Raw genomic sequence first — 17,408 nt, forward strand, 5'->3', positions numbered from 1 at the left:
GTCATTCTACTCACCGTTTCATAGTTCTAGCCTCTCGGAAAAAGAAGTATTCTGCTATGCTTCGGCAACAAGCCCTTCAATCCGGCTGATCAGTTCATTCCCCAAAGCGGTCTTATCTTCAACGTGCTTGAGAACAGCCGTAACGAAAGGATTACTTTCAAAATCACCACGAACCTGTTCAAAATCCTGTTTCATATCGTCACGTGAGCCGTCCGCACCGAACCCGGTCATCGAAGAGAGTGAAAACTCTTTGCGAGCATCGTTGTAGACCATTCTATCCAACCCGACAACGGCCTCTTGCCAGGACTTCACAATCTGAATGATGTCTTTTGCCGTAATAGTTTCCGGATTAATTCCATAAAATTCCCGGATATTCTCATAGGCCCATGTCCACTCATAGGTGTAGTAGTTGGCGTGCATCACGGAGAAGCAGGCATTGATCGATTTCAGCCGGTTGATCTCGCCACTTTCAATGCCATCCAACAAACGATCGATTTCGCTCTTGGGAGCAATCAGACCGGACATATCCACCCATTCTCCAACACCAATCTCGGTATCCGGTTTCAAACGTTGACGTATCTCTTCATCGTTCTGAAAGTTGATCCCCTCCAAACGCTTGATTATTGAGTTACCAAGGAATTTATGAATGGCAATCTCATAGAAGCGGATGCCGTTATTCAGAGATGAGTTTTTAATCTTCGCACTCTGGAAGGAGTAAATCTCGGAAGTTTCACCCGATACGCGTTTCAAATCTTTCAGAATAGCTCGTCCCTTGAACATCTTTTGGATGGTATACGGACTCAACAGGTTATAATTGATATAATCCAGTTTATTGGGATCTTTCCGCTTATCTCGTTTCGGCCATTTCTGAGCATCCCGAATGGTTCCCACACTCCGCAGATTCACACCAGGCACCAAATAGGTGGTATCCCGTTGCTCAATCAAATAGGAGAAAGGCAAATTGGACGTGTCGGCATGATTGACGTGTCGTCCCATTACCAAAGAGAACGCGCCCACGCGTGCCGGCCACAATATATATGAATCGGATGTGGTTTTCGCTCCACGCTCCATGGTCCCCTGATGGATGGGGCCTAGCTTATACATATGGTTACTTTGATTGGAACCTGAGCCGGCATTCATGAACGAGAACATACCGGCTATCAATAAGGTGGACTTGTGGTGTGTCACCGTGAAGGGGCCTGCAAAGATTGCACAAGCCTCGCCATTCTCGCCCTGACAGTTACTGAAAAACAGCGAATCGGAGGCTGAGTAGTTATGTCCCAACCGACAAGATTGACCTACGAAGCAACGGCTTAGCATCGTACCGTCATCGACCTCCGAACCGGAAGAGATGATAAAATCATCACAGATAACTCCGTCACCAATGTGCACCGGATCGGCTACATTGCTATTGATACTTCCATTCGTAAGGCGGCAGGTTCCACAGATATGACAATAATCCCCTATCCGCACATTTCGGATAGAACCGGTATTCTGAATAATCACATGATTCCCGATACTCCCCACTGTAGCCGCATGCTTGTTGGAGTAATAATCGGTAATCGTTTTCATGCGATTGATTAATTCCGGACGGTGCCGGTAGAGGGCCAGGATATAGGCTTGATGGGCAGAGAGCTTATCATTCATCAAAACTTCACGTCCTCCCATTTCATTTAGAACTGAGATTTTCACTCCATTGCCGAATGTGCTTAGGCCATCGACCAGAATGATATCTACATTCTCAATAAAGGCATCACTACCTATTTCATAATTCGCAATGTAGTTTTGAATGTTCTCTATGCAACAGTTATCACCAACTGTAACGTTATGCAGCGTGACATGCCGCAGGCCGGAATGCTTTTTGATGCCACCGGGCAGGGTAAACTCGGAGTCGAAGACGCCCAATTTAACCTCGCCCGAGAAGCGAGTATGATGCACATATTCACAGTTGAAACCTTCGACCACCAAAACACTTCCCCAATCACCAGCCAGGCACGACTGTCCCTTCAACTGAAGAATCTCTTCTTCAGTAAGTTTACGATAATCTTTCATACAAATACAATATATTAATGTGTGCCTTGCCAATCGACGGCAAAGCAACACACTGATTAAATTCTATTCTTCGTCGTATGTCTGATAAAGGAAATCATTATAGGGATACTTTTGTACATGCAATTCTTTCACTCGTTGATAAACCACATCTTTCAGTTCGTCTATATTGATTCGTTCGCGGGCGGAGATGAATAGACAGTTGTCTTCCATCTTGGCCATCCACGTCTTCATCAGCTCTTCGAGTGTTAAGTTCTCTTTTGTTCGGGGGGTAAGGTCGTCGGATGCTTTTTCTATATAAGTGTACGCATCTATTTTATTAAATATAAGGATCATAGGTTTGCCACTGCCTTCAATCTCAGCCAGGGTCTTATTCACCACATCGATTTGCTCTTCAAATCCAACATGAGAAATATCGACTACATGGATCAATAAATCGGCTTCACGTACTTCATCCAAGGTCGATTTAAACGACTCAACCAAATCGGTTGGCAACTTCCGGATGAATCCTACGGTATCGGATAGCAGGAATGGCAGGTTTTCAATTATCACTTTACGTACTGTCGTGTCTAACGTAGCGAATAGCTTATTCTCAGCAAAGACTTCACTCTTTGCCAACAGATTCATGATGGTAGACTTCCCGACATTGGTATAGCCAACTAAGGCAACCCGAATCATACGACCGCGATTTTTGCGTTGGGTAGCTTTTTGCTTATCAATTTCCCGCAAACGCTCTTTCAACAACGACATACGGTTTAAGATGATACGACGGTCCATTTCAAGCTGAGTCTCTCCCGGTCCGCGAAGTCCCACAGAACCTCCTTTGCCACTACCGGAGCCACCGCCCTGGCGTTCCAAGTGAGTCCAAAGACGTTGCAAACGTGGCAACATATATTTGTATTGCGCCAGCTCTACTTGCGTTTTAGCATTGGCAGTTTGAGCACGCATGGCAAAAATATCAAGAATGAGTGAAGTACGATCGAGTATCTTCACATTAAGCTCAGCTTCAATATTACGAAGCTGTTTAGGAGAAAGTTCGTCGTCAAAGATCACCATACCCACTTCGCGTTCTTCTTCCGCTTCGGTGGCAATATAGGTTTTAATCTCTTCCAGTTTACCTTTTCCCACATATGTCACAGAGTTCGCAATAGGTAACTTCTGCGTAAACTCCTTCACTACTTCCGCCCCAGCCGTCTCAGCAAGGAAAGCCAGTTCATCCAGATATTCTTTTGTCTTGCGCTCATCCTGCGTTTGAGTAATGAGTCCCACAAGTACTGCTGTTTCCGCTTTGGCTTCGGATATTACAAATTCTTTCATCCTTTTTATTCTATAAATAATGTGGGAACAAACTTACATAAAAATCTTGTATTTATAAGTGTGCTTCATTAAAAAGAGAGCAAAAAAAGCCCCTGACACACACGAATGTATGTCAGGGGCTAATTATTTTGAAGAAGAATATTGATTATTCTGCCATCAAACCTTCAATATCAAAGTCAAGATCAGCTGTAACGCCTTCCTTGTAGTTTACGTTTTGGCCATCTTTCACATAGAATACATCATAAGTAAAAGTGTAAACCGTGCCTACTTTCTTCGTCTGAGTCACATTGATAAATAGAGGCAATTTATTCTCCGTCATGCCTGTATTGATCTTAGTAGCTTCATACTCACCTGGTTTGTTCAACATACCGGCAAAGTCATAGTTCGTATCATCTAAGAAGAACTGGAAACTTCCTGCGGTTGAAGCTGATAAACCTGCATAATAGTAGGGTGCGCCAACTCTGAACAATGGATTAGCACCAATGTAGTCAGATGCCAACTGAACAGGAGCAAGAATACCACCATCATACCAACCTTTTTCCAAAAGTACCGGTTGTCCTAAAGCCGCCCATTTATAATCTCTGGTTACGGAGATAGTAGTTAAAGAGGTACCTGCTGCATAAAGATGATCCTTGGTATTACCACCAATCGACAACTTTAATGAATAGGTTGTTTGGTATTTACACTTGCTGTTAAGTTTGAGCGTAACAGATGCTTTTGCTTCACCAGCCGCAAAAACAAATGCAGTAGGTTGGTCGCAGAACGGTTCATCATCAATTTTAGAACATGACTCTACTTTTACAGGTACGGTCGCTGCACCAGTGGTGTTCACGCGATTCATCGTAACAGTAAAACTAGTTCCTTTATCCGGGTTTACAGTAGCAGTAGAAGTCGCTGCCGTAAAGTTAGCCCCCAAAGCATCTTGATCTGCTTGTGGACTTGCCACCTCAGTATCTTCAAAGTCGCTACAGCTAGTCATAGAGAGAGCCGGGACGAACAGCAAATAGAGTAGATATTTATTTATTTTCATATGATTCATATTTATAAAATAAGTATAATTAATTATCTGCAACAGCTTCCGGAGTTGTTCCCGGAGTATTCTGATCTGCATTGGTCAATGCCTGATTAGATTGGATCTCTACTTCCGGAATAGGCCATAACAAGATATTGTCGTTGCTGGCAATGTTGAATATCATATTATCATTCGGATATCCTCCACCACGACGATCGACACCTTTATTCAAGCGCATCAAGTCGAACCAGTTCAAACCTTCTCCCCAGAATTCGATCCGACGTTGCAAGAATACTTCGTCTTGTACATTAGCACCTCCACTAACTGTATATTCTTTATAGCGATATGTTTGCATAAACTTCTCGAGTGTTCCTTTACCGTCTTTACCCGACATTGCTTCGGCTTCGGCTTTAATTAAATACATCTCTTCCACACGCATCAACGGAATATCGTTGGCATTGGTAGCAGTTTCAAGTACATTATTATAAGGAGCAAACTTCACCTGTGTATAAGCACCATACCCATAATCTGTCATCAACGCTTGCTGAGCTGCAGTAAGATTCACCGAACGCAAGTTCGATCCTAACCACCAACCTTTACGAGGGTCAACATCCGGAATACTATTATACAGGCTCTTATTGATCTGCTTACCGCCTGAGTAGTTAGCATATCCATAGTTGAAAGATCCCATGTGCGAAGGCCAGTTAACGATACCCGAAGTTACTACTCCATCAGTTTCATTAACGATAATTCCCCACATCCAGTTTTTCTCTTCAATATTCGAGAAAGTAGGTTTATTGATGTCGGTCATACCGCCCGGTACAATATTTTCGGCACTTGCAGCCTCAATAGCGTCATCTGCTGCAGTAGCTGCCAAGGCGTATTCGTGCATGGTCAAATAAACACGGGCACTCAGTCCATAAGCTACAGCTAAGCTAATATAGCGTTTATCCTTCCGGGCTACTTTTGCTTTTTCAAGCAGACCGATTGCTTCTGTCAAGTCAGAAGTAATCTTTGTATATACATCTTTAACAGTTGCACGGGCACAGCCTTCTTTTTCAGCTGCTTCCATGTTTTCTTCCGTAATTAAAGGTACGCAAGGTTTGCTTTCATTACCCTTATAATTGAACTGATAAAGCTGAGCTAATACCCAATACGAAAAGGCACGTGCACTCAAGCCTTGTGCAAGGTAATACTGATCAGTTGCACTTGTTGAAGCAGGATCAATACCTGAAATCACATTGTTAGAAGCGTAGATGATGGAATACATATCATTCCATACAATCTGACCTTCCAATGAAGTTTGCGAACGATCGGTAAAATCAAGATCAGAACCAGTCCAGTTGTAACCATTATCATCGCTAACTACATCATTACCATTCGCATCTGTAAATAGCATAACGCTCGGATAACCAATATCATTATGACGTTCACGCCCCAAAGCACCTGTATTAGGCATGTATTGATTAAACTGAGCAAAGATCGCATTTACACGGGCTTCTATTTTAGTCGGGTCCATTTTCCCAACTTCTTCTTTTTGTTCGCCTGTTATTGTGCTGCCTTCAGGAAATGTATCCATTTCGGCGCAGCCAACAAAAGCTAAAGAAGAGAATAAGAAGGAAGCAAAAATATATTTTGTTTTCATATTAAATTCTCAATTTGTTAATCCATTAAAATGTAAGACTAATACCTCCGGAGAGCGTACGAATAGGAGTATAAAGCGATGTAGTTGACGTAGTATAGCTCTGACGTGGGTCTAGACCCTTACGTGCAGTAATTACAGCTACGTTGTCAGCAACAAAATAAACACGTATTTTGTCAACCATCATCTTTTTAGTCAACTGCTGTGGCAAGGTATACCCAACTGAGATGTTGTTGATGCTCAGGTAATCTGAACTTTCCAACCAACGAGTAGAAGCTGAGTTTGTATACTTGTCATTTGCGTTCAGACGCGGTACATTTGTTTGCGTATTTTCCGGAGTCCAAGCATTGTAGATGTCCTTGTGCCAGTTTCTTCCTGCAGAGCTGGAAGAACCACCGTGCATAAATCCTCTATAACCTGCATCGTAAATTTTACCACCCAATTGATAAGAGAGTTGGAGAGATGCGTCGAATCCATAAGCTTCAACCGAAGTACCAAATCCACCGTAAACAGTAGGCATCAAATCGTCAGTAGCAACTTTATAGCCTTCAGCTACTGTATAATCCGATGTTTTGATTGCATTACCTGCATCATCTTTTGCCCAGTACAGAGCAATACCGTTTTCAGGATCTACACCTGCATAATCTACCAGATACATGCGGTACATTGATTTTCCTTCTTCGTAAATACGAGAACCATCAATCATCTTTCCATTAAGGTCAGGATGTAGTTCGTTGATCTTATTCTTAACGAAAGTAGCATTCAGGTTTACGTTCCAGTTGATCTTCTTATTATTCAGAATCTGATAATTCAAATCAACTTCAAGACCTGAGTTAGTCATTGAACCTACGTTCATCGGAACAGCAGTATAACCTAAGCTACCGGCAGTCGGACGATTGTAAAGCATGTCTTTCGATTTACGTCCGAAGTATTCAATAGAACCGTTCAAACGACTTTCCAACAAAGCGAAATCTACACCGACATTATAGGAGATAGAAGTTTCCCAAGTGATATCAGGGTTACCTTTGTATAATAATGTACCATCAGCAAACACACCGTTAGCACCTGTCAATTTGAATTGGTCCATCCAAGGATAATAGTTCTTATCCAAGTCTACTCCCGGGTATAGGATATCATCATTACCTTGTTGTCCAAAAGATGCTTTCAGCTTCAATAGATTGATCCAAGTCAGATCTTTCATAAAATCTTCACGAGTGATGATCCACGCAGCACTTGCTGACCAGAAATCTCCCCAACGGTTTTCCGGAGCAAAACGTGAAGAAGCATCACGACGGTAAGAAACGTTACCGAAGTAAGTGTCATTGTAAGAGTAGTTCACACGGCCGAAGAAACCTTTTGTAGAGTATGTATCTCTCTTACCATTCACCTTGAAGTTATCAATAGCATTGCCTAGATATACATTTTCAGGATTGTACAGGTTTTGTGCACTTCCCGACAAAAGCGTATACTCATAAGTATATCCATCATAACCTGCAGTAACATCAAAATGATGTGCATCTTCAAGAGCAAACTGATAGTTAGCTACATATTGTTGGTCGAAACCAAACGTGCGTTCAGAAGACTGATAAGCAGTACCACCATAAGAGGCACTCTGTCCCATATAAGCATTTCCGAGGTCATTGTAACGAGTGTTGTCAACGTTCATACCGAAGCGAGCAGAAACTGTAAGTCCGGAAATTGGAGTTAACTCAGCAAACCAGTTTGCGTTTACAATATCCATCAGGTATTCAGTCTTATTATAGATCAAGTCACCAGCCGGATTGGCAATAGACATGAAGGAGCGATTACCTTTTGAGCTTTGTCCATCTCCATAATCATACACTTTACGTCCGTTGTTCAGCATGATATTCTTATCTGTATCACGAACATACATCGGGTAAACAGGAGCTAAGTTATTAGCAATGAAGAAAGCGTTACCTGAAGAAGCAGTAGCATTTGCATCCTGATCAGACGGATAGCGGCTTTTTGAGTTAACGTAGCCTACATTAGCACCAACTTTCAACCAATCGTAAAGTTTATAGTCACCTTTGAAACGGCCATTAATACGTGTCAATCCAGAACCGGAAATTACGCCCTGGTCATCTAGGTAACCGAAAGCTAAATAATAGGTAGCTTTATCATTACCACCGGAAGCATTGAAGTTATACTCCTGACGAAGATTGTTTTGGAAAGTCTCATCAGCCCAGTTGTCTGGTGTGTAATAGTAAGTTCCATCGTTATAACCTAAAGTTGCATTCGGGTTTACTTTACCATTAGAACCAACCACTAGTTGTCCCGAAGGAGCTGTGTAAATTTGGTAACCTAAACCACCCGATGCCTTAGTAGGCAAAATAGAGTTAGCTCTGATATTAGCGATTTCAGGAGTATATCCTGCACCAACCTGAGCATTATAGATAGCCTGATAAGCAGTTTCAATGTAGTTTTTAGGACTAGTCATTACATCATAGTTCTTTACTGCACGAGAGTTTACACCCCACTTAGCATCTACATTAATACGTGCTTTACCGGAAACACCCTTTTTGGTGGTAATCATAATAATACCATTAGCACCACGTGCACCATAAAGAGCCGTAGAAGCAGCGTCTTTCAATACAGTCATCGATTCGATATCAGCAGTATTGATAGAAGACAGTTCGCCATCAAAAGGAACTCCATCCACAACATACAATGGATTCGTTCCGGCATTGATAGAACCTACACCGCGAATACGCACCTTAGCGGATTCACCCGGCTGACCGTTATCATTCAAAATCTGTACACCTGCTACCGCACCAGCTAATGCATTAGAAACGTTAGCAACCTGACGTTTCTCAATCTTATCAGCTTTCATCACAGCAGCAGAACCCGTAAATGTTCCTTTTGTTGAAGTACCATAAGCAGTTACAATAACTTCGTCCAGAACTTCGGTATCAGATTTTAATATAATTCTCATATTAGATCTAATAGCAGTTTCGGCGCTCTGCATACCAATATACGAAACCTGCAAAGTCTTTGCAGAACTTGGTACGTTTGATAAACTAAATTTGCCATCTATGTCAGTAATAGTACCTTTCGTGGTACCTTTTACTAATACAGAGGCTCCAACAACTGGCTGCCCGTCTTCTTCTGAAATCACAACGCCTGTGATTGTTTGAGATTGGGCGGCTACTTGGCTTAGACCCACAAAAAGGCACGCCAATAACAGCATCAATTTTCTCTTCATAAATTCTCTCTCTTAAAGTTTAACTTTACATTAATTTTCCTTCACTCTAACAAGTTGCAAATGTATTAATAAAATATAAATAAATAAGCAACTTTATCAAAAAAGGTTGCAAATATAACATTTCGTTACCAATAAAGGAAGATTTATGATTAAAAACTGGTTAGTCGATAGCAAAAACTTCGATTTTCAAAAGAAGAATAAACATATTGTCTGGACAAAAAGTCTCTTTTAACATTGGATTCGCTTATTTTTAGTCACTAAATACTGCTATAATTGCATCTTTTTGTTTATCTCGATGAAAGACCTACAAAAAAGTGCCATTTATTTAAAAGTTCTGTGAATACTTAATCGACGATATTTTATTTTTTTAGAGATATTAATAGATGTTCGCTTCTAAGTGCAGTACAGATTACGTCTAACTAAATTCTATATATTAACTAAAAAACAAGAGAATGGAAAAGATTAGTTACAACCTCGTATTTAACCGAACAAAAAGATTGAATAAAAAGGGGATGGCTTTAGTACAAGTGGAGGCATATTTAAATAGTAGAAAAAGATACTTTTCCACTAAAATATATCTTAAGCCTAATCAGTGGGATGCAAAACGTAGTATGGTAAAAAACCATCCTAACTCTAACATCCTGAACCAGATGCTATATAAGCACATTGCTACTATTGAACAAGCAGAATTTGGACTATGGCGTCGAGGAAAAGCAATTTCATTGGATTTATTAAAGGAGTCGATTGATAAGCCCGTAGGTAGCGATAAGTCGTTCCTTGCTTTTTTTAAAGAAGAGGTTGCTAATTCTTCTTTAAAAGAAAACACGAAACAAAATCATCTATCGACTTTGGAATTACTGCAGAAATTCAAAAGAGAAGTACTATTTACTGACCTGACATTTGATTTTGTTTCTTCTTTCGACAATTATCTGCAATCCAAAGAATATCACCTTAATACAATAGCTAAGCATATGAAGCACTTGAAGCGATATATCAATGCCGCTATTAACAAAGATTATATGGACGCGCAAAAATATGCATTCAGGAAATATAAAATAAAAAGCGTTGAAGGCAGTCATACGCATCTAACACCAGAAGAATTGCGCAAGCTAGAAGATCTATCACTAGAGGGTAGATCTGCAAAATGGCAAAAGACAAAAGATGCTTTTCTGTTCTGTTGCTACGCTGGTTTACGATATTCAGACTTCATAAGCTTGAAGTCTACAGACTTCGTAGAGTTTAATCAAGAGACATGGCTTATCTACAAATCAGTCAAGACTAGTGCTGAAGTCCGGCTTCCTTTATATTTATTGTTTGAGGGGAAAGCACTTCTAATATTACAGCGTTATATGGATGATCTCAATTGCTTTTTTAAGTTAAAAGATAATTCTAATATTAACAAAGAATTGAATATATTAAGGAGGCTAGCTGGAATTGACAAACACATATCATTTCACACCGCAAGACATATGAATTTTTATTTTCGTCTGAAAACAAGCAAGTTACAAGAATATTTTTCTTGACAGGTAACGATTTAGAAACGAGCGAGTCTCGTTTATTTACGTCATTTTTCACAAAGTACAAAGAACGATATTGAACTGCAAAGTTACAAAAGAATCTTATATTACCAATATACTCAATCATTTTTTTGCGTTTCCCTTTTTCCAATCTATTTTGGTTACTCATACCAGAATGCTTTTCCAGTTTTAACCCTTCATTACAAACTTAAAAACAGAAGTTTAGGCAGGCAGGAATAAGCATTGGGCAACAATATGGAAATGAGTGAAATTCTTTACCTTGCTTCGTTTTTCCATTGCTTCAAATAATTTCGCCACGATAACTGCTTTTTGAGAGAAACCACAACAATCAATACCTTTTCTATTTCTATTTTTCGGACAGTATGAATATAGCAAAGAATTTGTACCTTTGCCCTTGAAAAATAGAAAATAGCGGCTTGTAAAGCCGTTTATATAATATAACATAACGTTCGCTGAACGTCTCGACACGAAAACTGGCACTTTTCAAACAACCGAGAATAACAGTCGCAATGTTCATGCTATACGAAAGTATGGCGTGGGCTTGCCTGTTTCGGTTGTTGGGTATGCCAGTACCTCGTGTCGGAATAGCGTAAGTTCACGCTTTTTTGTTGGATACAGGCGAACACAGTATAAACAATTAAATTGAAGAAAAATGAAAAAGATTAAAGTTTTCATCGCTGTGTCGCTCGATGGTTACATTGCTTATCCTGATGGCGGAATGGATTGGCTGGCAGGACTTAATGCCCCTGCCCTGAAAGAATTTAAGGATAAAGTGTTTTACAATTCTATAGACACTGTCCTTATGGGAAGTGGTACATATCAGGAGATAACATCTTCTGATGTGGATTGGCCGTACAAAGACAAAACAACTTATGTGCTTTCCCGTCGAAAAAATAATCTTCCTCCTAAAGCAAACGTATCGTATCTTACTGAAAATGTATTGGAATACATACGTCAAATCAAACGTCAGGATGGCAAGGATATTTGGCTTTTAGGTGGCGGGCAAACGATAAGACTTTTGTTGAACCATGATTTGGTGGATGAACTGCACCTTTGTTACATCCCTGTTATGTTTGGAGACGGTATTCCTTTGTTCCCATCCAGAATGAAAACATCAAAATGGGAATTGTGCGGCAGCAAGACGTTTGAATCCGGTATATTGAAGGTCGATTACGTGTTATCCGCATAACAGAACATTTTCGAATCAAAAACAGCATGAATGGACAACTTCCTGAAAAATACATTCAAAAATTCGTTTTTGTCGAAAAACCGCCGCGTTTGGTCGAAAAAAATAAATGTGCATTTCATCCACCCGTACCTTTGCCGCATCAAAGTAAAGGTAAAAAGAATATGAAAAAAGAATGGTTTCATCAGCTAAAGAAACCATACTGGAGATTACAATGAAGGAAAGCGTACAGGCATTGGACGAAATAGTTGTCCGCCCGAAGACGAACAAGGACGCGCCGCTCAACCCGATGGCATTGGCCGGGGCGCGGATGCTCAGCGTGGAAGAAGCAAGCCGTTATGCAGGCGGTTTCGATGACCCTGCGCGGCTGGTCGGTTCGTTTGCGGGCGTAGCGGGCGATGTAACAAGCAACAGCATTGCCATCCGGGGCAATTCGCCGCAATCCCTGCAATGGAAATTGGAAGGTGTTGAAATACCCAATCCCAGCCATTATCCCGAAATCGGCGGTGTGGGTGGCGGCATCCTGACAGCATTCAGTTCACAGGTGCTGGGTAATTCCGACTTCTTCGCGGGCGCTTTTCCTGCGGAATACAACAATGCGCTGTCGGGCGTATTTGACATGGCGCTGCGCAACGGAAACAACCGGCAATATGAGCACACGGCGCAAGTAGGGACGCTCGGCGTGGAATTTGCTTCCGAAGGGCCTTTCAAAAAAGGAGAACGGGCTTCTTACCTCTTTAACTACCGCTATTCGTCGATGGCTTTGGCGGGTGATATTGCCGGCGGCGACATGAAAGAGGTTTCCGGTATGCGCTACCAAGATTTATCTTTCAAAATTAATCTCCCCACCCAAAAAGCGGGCGTTTTCTCGCTGTGGGGCATCGGAACAAACGACGGTTTTGTGAACTACCTGCCTGACGACCTGTCCGATTTCGATTATATTCCCATCGAAGGGACAGCCCGCCAGTATATGGGCACGGCAGGATTGGGGCATAAGATTTTTCTGGATGAGAATACTTATCTCAAATCCACGTATGCCGTCACATATTCCCAAAATCATACGATGACAGACCTGTATGATGCCAACCGCCGGAATCCGCAACGGATACAGGATATGCTCGACAAAAATACCAACCTCATTTTCCATTCATACTTGAACAGGAAGTTCAGCGCACGGCACACAAACCGTACCGGCGTCACGCTTACAAACCTGTTTTATGATGACAATTATAACATCGCCCCAAACGCTCCTTACACTAACGGCGAGCCGATGGAGAACTTTGCCGACGCAGACGGGAACAGTTTCCTTGCTTCGGCATACACCCAGTCATCTTATCAGTTCAATGAACAGTTCACTGCCCAATTGGGACTAAACATGCAATATTTTGCACTCAACCGGCGCTGGACATTCGAGAAACGGGCAAGCATCCGCTGGCAGGTGTCTCCGCGACATGTTTTTGCTTTGGCTTATGGTATGCACAGCCGCCACGAGCGACTCGATTATTATTTTGTTACCACTCTGGAAACGGGCAACCGTTTGGTAAACAAAAACCTTGATTTTGCCAAAGCCCATCATGCGGTATTGAGCTATGACTGGAACGTTTCGGACAATATACATTTTAGGATTGAGCCTTATTTCCAGTATCTTTATGATGTGCCTGTCGTGCCGGGCAGCGGCATTTCCATTATCAACCAAACCGATTTTTATATGACCAGGCAGTTGGTAAATGACGGAAAAGGGCGGAACTTTGGAATTGATTTCACTTTTGAACGCTATCTGAAAGACGGTTATTATTACATGCTGACGGCTTCGGTCTTCGATTCCAAATATCGCGGAGGTGACGGCGTCTGGCGCAATACCCGCTACAACCGCCGCTTCTTAACCAATGCCTGGGTGGGAAAGAATGGATGCTCGGACGGAACCGGCAAAATGTACTGGGGGTTAATCTGCGTATGAACCTGATGGGCGGCAATTATTATACTCCCTTAGACGAAGCAGCGTCGCTTGCCGGACAGCGTCCCGTCGAAGATGAAAACCGAATGATGGGCAGTCAAAATCCTGTGGCTTTCACGGCTCACATAACGGTAAGCTACAAAATCAACAGACAGGGAACGGCGCATGAGTTCGGACTGAAAATGTTGAACATAACCGGAAGCACGGATTTTTACAATTTCGACTACAATTACCGTACCGGACAGTTGGAACATGCGGCGGCAGCAGTCAGCATCCCTAATATTTACTACAAAGTGACGTTTTGAGGGGTGAAAAGCAGGATTGGGCAACTATTTAAAATGGGGAAAGTGCAATTTTACACCCGATTATTTAAAAGATAAAGAAAAAAGGATGAAAATAATATCAGTCAGAAAAGAACCTAAGTTCAAAGATGTAGCGATAGAATATATCAGTAGTAAATGGAGTGTCCCACGAATGGTTTATGAAGATTGCATTACACATTGCATATCAACACCTAACCCTTTGCCTCAATGGTATCTACTCGAAAAAGGGAATGAAATAATAGGTTGTGCAGGGCTTGTTACGAATGATTTTATCAGCCGGATGGACTTATACCCTTGGTTTTGTGGTTTATTCGTTGAAGAAGCCCATAGAGGTAATAACTACGGATCATTATTGATGGAAGAAGCAAAACGAGATGCCTCAAAAGGTGGTTTCCGAAAACTGTATTTAAGCACCGGCCATATTGGTTATTATGAACAATATGGATTTAGATACATTGGAAACGGATATCATCCTTGGGACGAAGAATCACGGATTTACGAAATAGAACTATAAATCATGAACATCAAGCGAAACATAGTCTTTGCTCTTGAAAGTCGGGAGAAAGACGGTAAACCTATTACAGAGAACGTTCCTGTCTGCATACGCATCATCTATCGTTGCGGGAGGCTGTTTCAATACCCAATATTTACTATAAAGTGACGTTTTAAAAGAAACATGAAACGGAAGATAGCAAATAATTTGGCGCTTATCGCGGTATTGGGCTTTATCGCTATGGGAAGGATTTATCTGATTTCATCAGAAGGACTGCGTATTGCCCATACAGCGTTGATTATAGAGGTTGTGTTGATTACGCTGACTTATTTTGCTGCAACAATCTTGAATATCCGTGTACTCGTGCCCCGCCTGTTATTGCGAAACCGTTTCACTGCATATATGGTTTCATTGCTGGCGCTTGCAATGATTTTTATAGCTATCGAAATAGGCTTCGAACGTTTGTTCATCGACCACTATCACTTGTCGCCCGGAAGAGACCTGTATTTTTCGGAAGACAGCATTTTATTTTTTGAGATGCTCTCCGGCATTGCCGTTTACTTTATCAGCGTGGCAGGGACGGCGATTGTTATCTTCATGCGTCTTTGGAAGCAGTCAGGCGCACGGATGCGGGATTTGGAAGAACAAAGCGCCCGGAGCGAATTGGAGAAAGTCAGGACACGGATTGATTCCGAAGCACTGTTTGAGACGCTCGACAGGACAGCAGGTATTGTCCGGCAATCACCTTCCGAAGCTTCCACCCTGTTGATGAAGCTAAGCAAATCGCTCCGCCTGCAACTGTACGAAAGTGAACACAAGCGGCATACCGCGCCGGGGGAACTTCCCTCACAAATGTTCAACCTGTCATCACCCCTCCTGAATTTATTGACGGAGAAACGTTACCGTGGAGTACGCCATCTGTCGATGATAATGGTATTCACGCTGATACTAAGCTCCAATCTCAATGGAACATGGTTTTCGCTCCTGTTTATGCTGCCGCTATCACTGTCTATTTATCTAATCCTGATATATTTCAGTATCCATGTATTAATGCCGAAATTGATGATGCGGAACAGAATGCCTGCTTATTTGATGTCGGTAACGCTGTCGGCGCTCGTGATTGTCATACCCATGCAGCTAACTTATTTTAACGGAATTGCCGATAGTAATGGATGGTATAATGAACAGTTTACTTTCAGCGCCTGGCACTTCTCTGCGTGGATGCAGGTATTATATACCATTACCAATACCGTCAAGATAAGTTTTCCAATGATTAGTGTGAATGTTTTCATCCTTTTCCAGCATTGGGTGCGGAACGAACGGTATATCGCCGAACTCGAAGCGGCAAGGCTACGCTCGGAACTGGAACAGTTGCAAAATCAGGTAAATCCCCATTTCCTGTTCAATATGCTCAACAATATTATCGTCCTGACAAAGAAAAATCCCGACGAGGCGGCTAATGTACTCCATAAATTGAGCAACATGCTGCAATATCAGTTCCGTGGCTTCACGAAGCAATCCATATTACTTGGTGATGATATACGTTTCCTGACCGACTACCTGAACCTCGAAAAGCTGCGGAGGGATAATTTCGAGTTCAGTATCACGGCAGGCGACGGCGTAGAAGAAATTTCACTGCCTCCGCTGTTGTTTATTCCCTTTGTGGAAAATGCCGTGAAACACAACAACGACAACCGTAACCTCTCTTTCGTCCGGCTCCGGTTTGCCAGGGAAAACGACAATTTGTGTTTCGGGTGTATCAACTCCAAACCGCTCCGCCCGACGCGTAAGGACGAAGCCGGCGGACTGGGGCTTCCCAATGTGCGCCGCCGCCTCGATTTGCTGTATGGAAACAGGTACCGGCTGGAGATAACCGAAAACGAAACCTCCTACACGGTACAATTAAGTATTGAACTTAAATATAAAAAGATATGAACTGTATTATTGTTGATGACGAACCCTTAGGCCGCGAAGCTATCCGCCTGTTGGTGGAAGATACCCCGGCGCTGGACTTGTCGGGAAGTTTCGGAGATGCCGAATCGGCAGGAAATTTCCTGCTCGACCATCCCGTTGATTTGGTATTCCTCGACATCCGTATGCCCGGTACGGACGGGATAACGTTTGCCCGCACCGTCAGGGACAACACTTTAGTGATATTCACTACCGCCTATCCCGAATACGCGGTGGACAGTTATGAACTCGATGCCGTGGATTATCTCCTGAAGCCCATTGAACCGCAACGTTTCCAAAAAGCCGTTTCCAAAGCCGGCGATTACCTGCAACTCTTGCAGGACAAATCACAGAAAAGCAGCGTGGAAACCATTACGCAGGAGCATATCTTCGTGAAGTCAGACCGTCGCTACTTCAAAATCCTTTTCCGCGACATCCTGTTTATCGAGGGCTTGAAGGATTATGTTGTCATCCAGACCGGCAAACGGAAAATTATCACGAATACTACGCTAAAAGCTATTCAGGAACAACTTCCGCAGGAAATTTTCCTGCGTACCAACAAATCCTATATCGTCAATCTGGAAAAGATTGATTCCTTTGATGTAAATGACATTTATATCGGCACGCACGAATTGGCTATCGGCAGCCGTTACAGGGACAGTTTTATGGAGAAATTTGTGAAAGGGAAACTTGTTTAGCAAGATAAGTGATTTCTAATAAT

Annotated in this window: 12 protein-coding genes and 1 pseudogene; 8 read left to right on the forward strand and 5 right to left on the reverse strand. The window is 42.2% G+C overall.

The features are described from left to right. Positions 1 to 54 precede the first annotated feature (54 nt). From JCM10512_RS17260 to JCM10512_RS17280, 5 genes are all read right to left on the reverse strand, one after another. Positions 55 to 2,052, reverse strand: a complete 1,998-nt coding sequence (locus JCM10512_RS17260; protein WP_044164908.1) for a DUF4954 family protein — start codon at positions 2,050 to 2,052, stop codon at positions 55 to 57. 63 nt (positions 2,053 to 2,115) lie between these two features. Beyond that, complete coding sequence (hflX, locus tag JCM10512_RS17265; protein WP_044164909.1) at positions 2,116 to 3,366, reverse strand: GTPase HflX; 1,251 nt, start codon at positions 3,364 to 3,366, stop codon at positions 2,116 to 2,118. A 145-nt stretch (positions 3,367 to 3,511) separates the two neighbouring features. Beyond that, positions 3,512 to 4,396, reverse strand: coding sequence for a hypothetical protein (locus JCM10512_RS17270; protein ID WP_044164942.1), 885 nt, complete (start codon positions 4,394 to 4,396; stop codon positions 3,512 to 3,514). Between the two features lie 28 nt (positions 4,397 to 4,424). Further along, a complete protein-coding gene (locus tag JCM10512_RS17275) occupies positions 4,425 to 6,023 on the reverse strand; it encodes a RagB/SusD family nutrient uptake outer membrane protein (RefSeq protein WP_044164910.1) in 1,599 nt (532 codons plus the stop codon). Between the two features lie 25 nt (positions 6,024 to 6,048). Beyond that, complete coding sequence (locus tag JCM10512_RS17280) at positions 6,049 to 9,243, reverse strand: SusC/RagA family TonB-linked outer membrane protein (RefSeq protein ID WP_183209439.1); 3,195 nt, start codon at positions 9,241 to 9,243, stop codon at positions 6,049 to 6,051. Between the two features lie 452 nt (positions 9,244 to 9,695). On the opposite strand from JCM10512_RS17280, the pseudogene JCM10512_RS17285 reads away from it, so the two are divergent. The 8 genes and pseudogenes from JCM10512_RS17285 to JCM10512_RS17310 all read left to right on the forward strand — a co-directional run. Then, positions 9,696 to 10,718 (forward strand): annotated as a pseudogene (locus tag JCM10512_RS17285) (site-specific integrase); the annotation flags it as partial. Between the two features lie 715 nt (positions 10,719 to 11,433). Beyond that, positions 11,434 to 11,970 (forward strand): dihydrofolate reductase family protein, encoded by a 537-nt coding sequence (locus JCM10512_RS17290; RefSeq protein ID WP_044164912.1) that lies wholly within the window; start codon positions 11,434 to 11,436, stop codon positions 11,968 to 11,970. A gap of 26 nt (positions 11,971 to 11,996) precedes the next feature. Continuing rightward, the gene (locus JCM10512_RS22600) at positions 11,997 to 12,185 is read left to right on the forward strand and encodes a hypothetical protein (protein ID WP_148298458.1); all 189 of its coding nucleotides are present in this window, start codon (positions 11,997 to 11,999) and stop codon (positions 12,183 to 12,185) included. Then, positions 12,143 to 13,924 carry a TonB-dependent receptor plug domain-containing protein gene (locus tag JCM10512_RS17295; protein ID WP_052517278.1) on the forward strand — a complete coding sequence of 594 codons (1,782 nt, stop codon included), beginning with the start codon at positions 12,143 to 12,145 and terminating at the stop codon, positions 13,922 to 13,924. The genes JCM10512_RS22600 and JCM10512_RS17295 overlap by 43 nt, the downstream gene beginning before the upstream one ends. Continuing rightward, positions 13,876 to 14,226 (forward strand): hypothetical protein, encoded by a 351-nt coding sequence (locus JCM10512_RS21605; RefSeq protein ID WP_148298459.1) that lies wholly within the window; start codon positions 13,876 to 13,878, stop codon positions 14,224 to 14,226. Before JCM10512_RS17295 ends, JCM10512_RS21605 begins: the two co-directional genes overlap by 49 nt. 85 nt (positions 14,227 to 14,311) lie before the next feature. After that, a complete protein-coding gene (locus tag JCM10512_RS17300) occupies positions 14,312 to 14,758 on the forward strand; it encodes a GNAT family N-acetyltransferase (RefSeq protein ID WP_044164946.1) in 447 nt (148 codons plus the stop codon). Positions 14,759 to 14,920: 162 nt separating this feature from the next. After that, positions 14,921 to 16,672 (forward strand): sensor histidine kinase, encoded by a 1,752-nt coding sequence (locus tag JCM10512_RS21610; RefSeq protein ID WP_052517280.1) that lies wholly within the window; start codon positions 14,921 to 14,923, stop codon positions 16,670 to 16,672. Next, on the forward strand, positions 16,669 to 17,385 hold the full coding sequence (locus JCM10512_RS17310) for a LytR/AlgR family response regulator transcription factor (protein WP_044164913.1): 717 nt from the start codon (positions 16,669 to 16,671) through the stop codon (positions 17,383 to 17,385). The genes JCM10512_RS21610 and JCM10512_RS17310 overlap by 4 nt, the downstream gene beginning before the upstream one ends. Positions 17,386 to 17,408: the final 23 nt, after the last annotated feature.

Origin of the sequence: Bacteroides reticulotermitis JCM 10512 (assembly GCF_000517545.1) — a bacterium.
Classification (GTDB): domain Bacteria; phylum Bacteroidota; class Bacteroidia; order Bacteroidales; family Bacteroidaceae; genus Bacteroides; species Bacteroides reticulotermitis.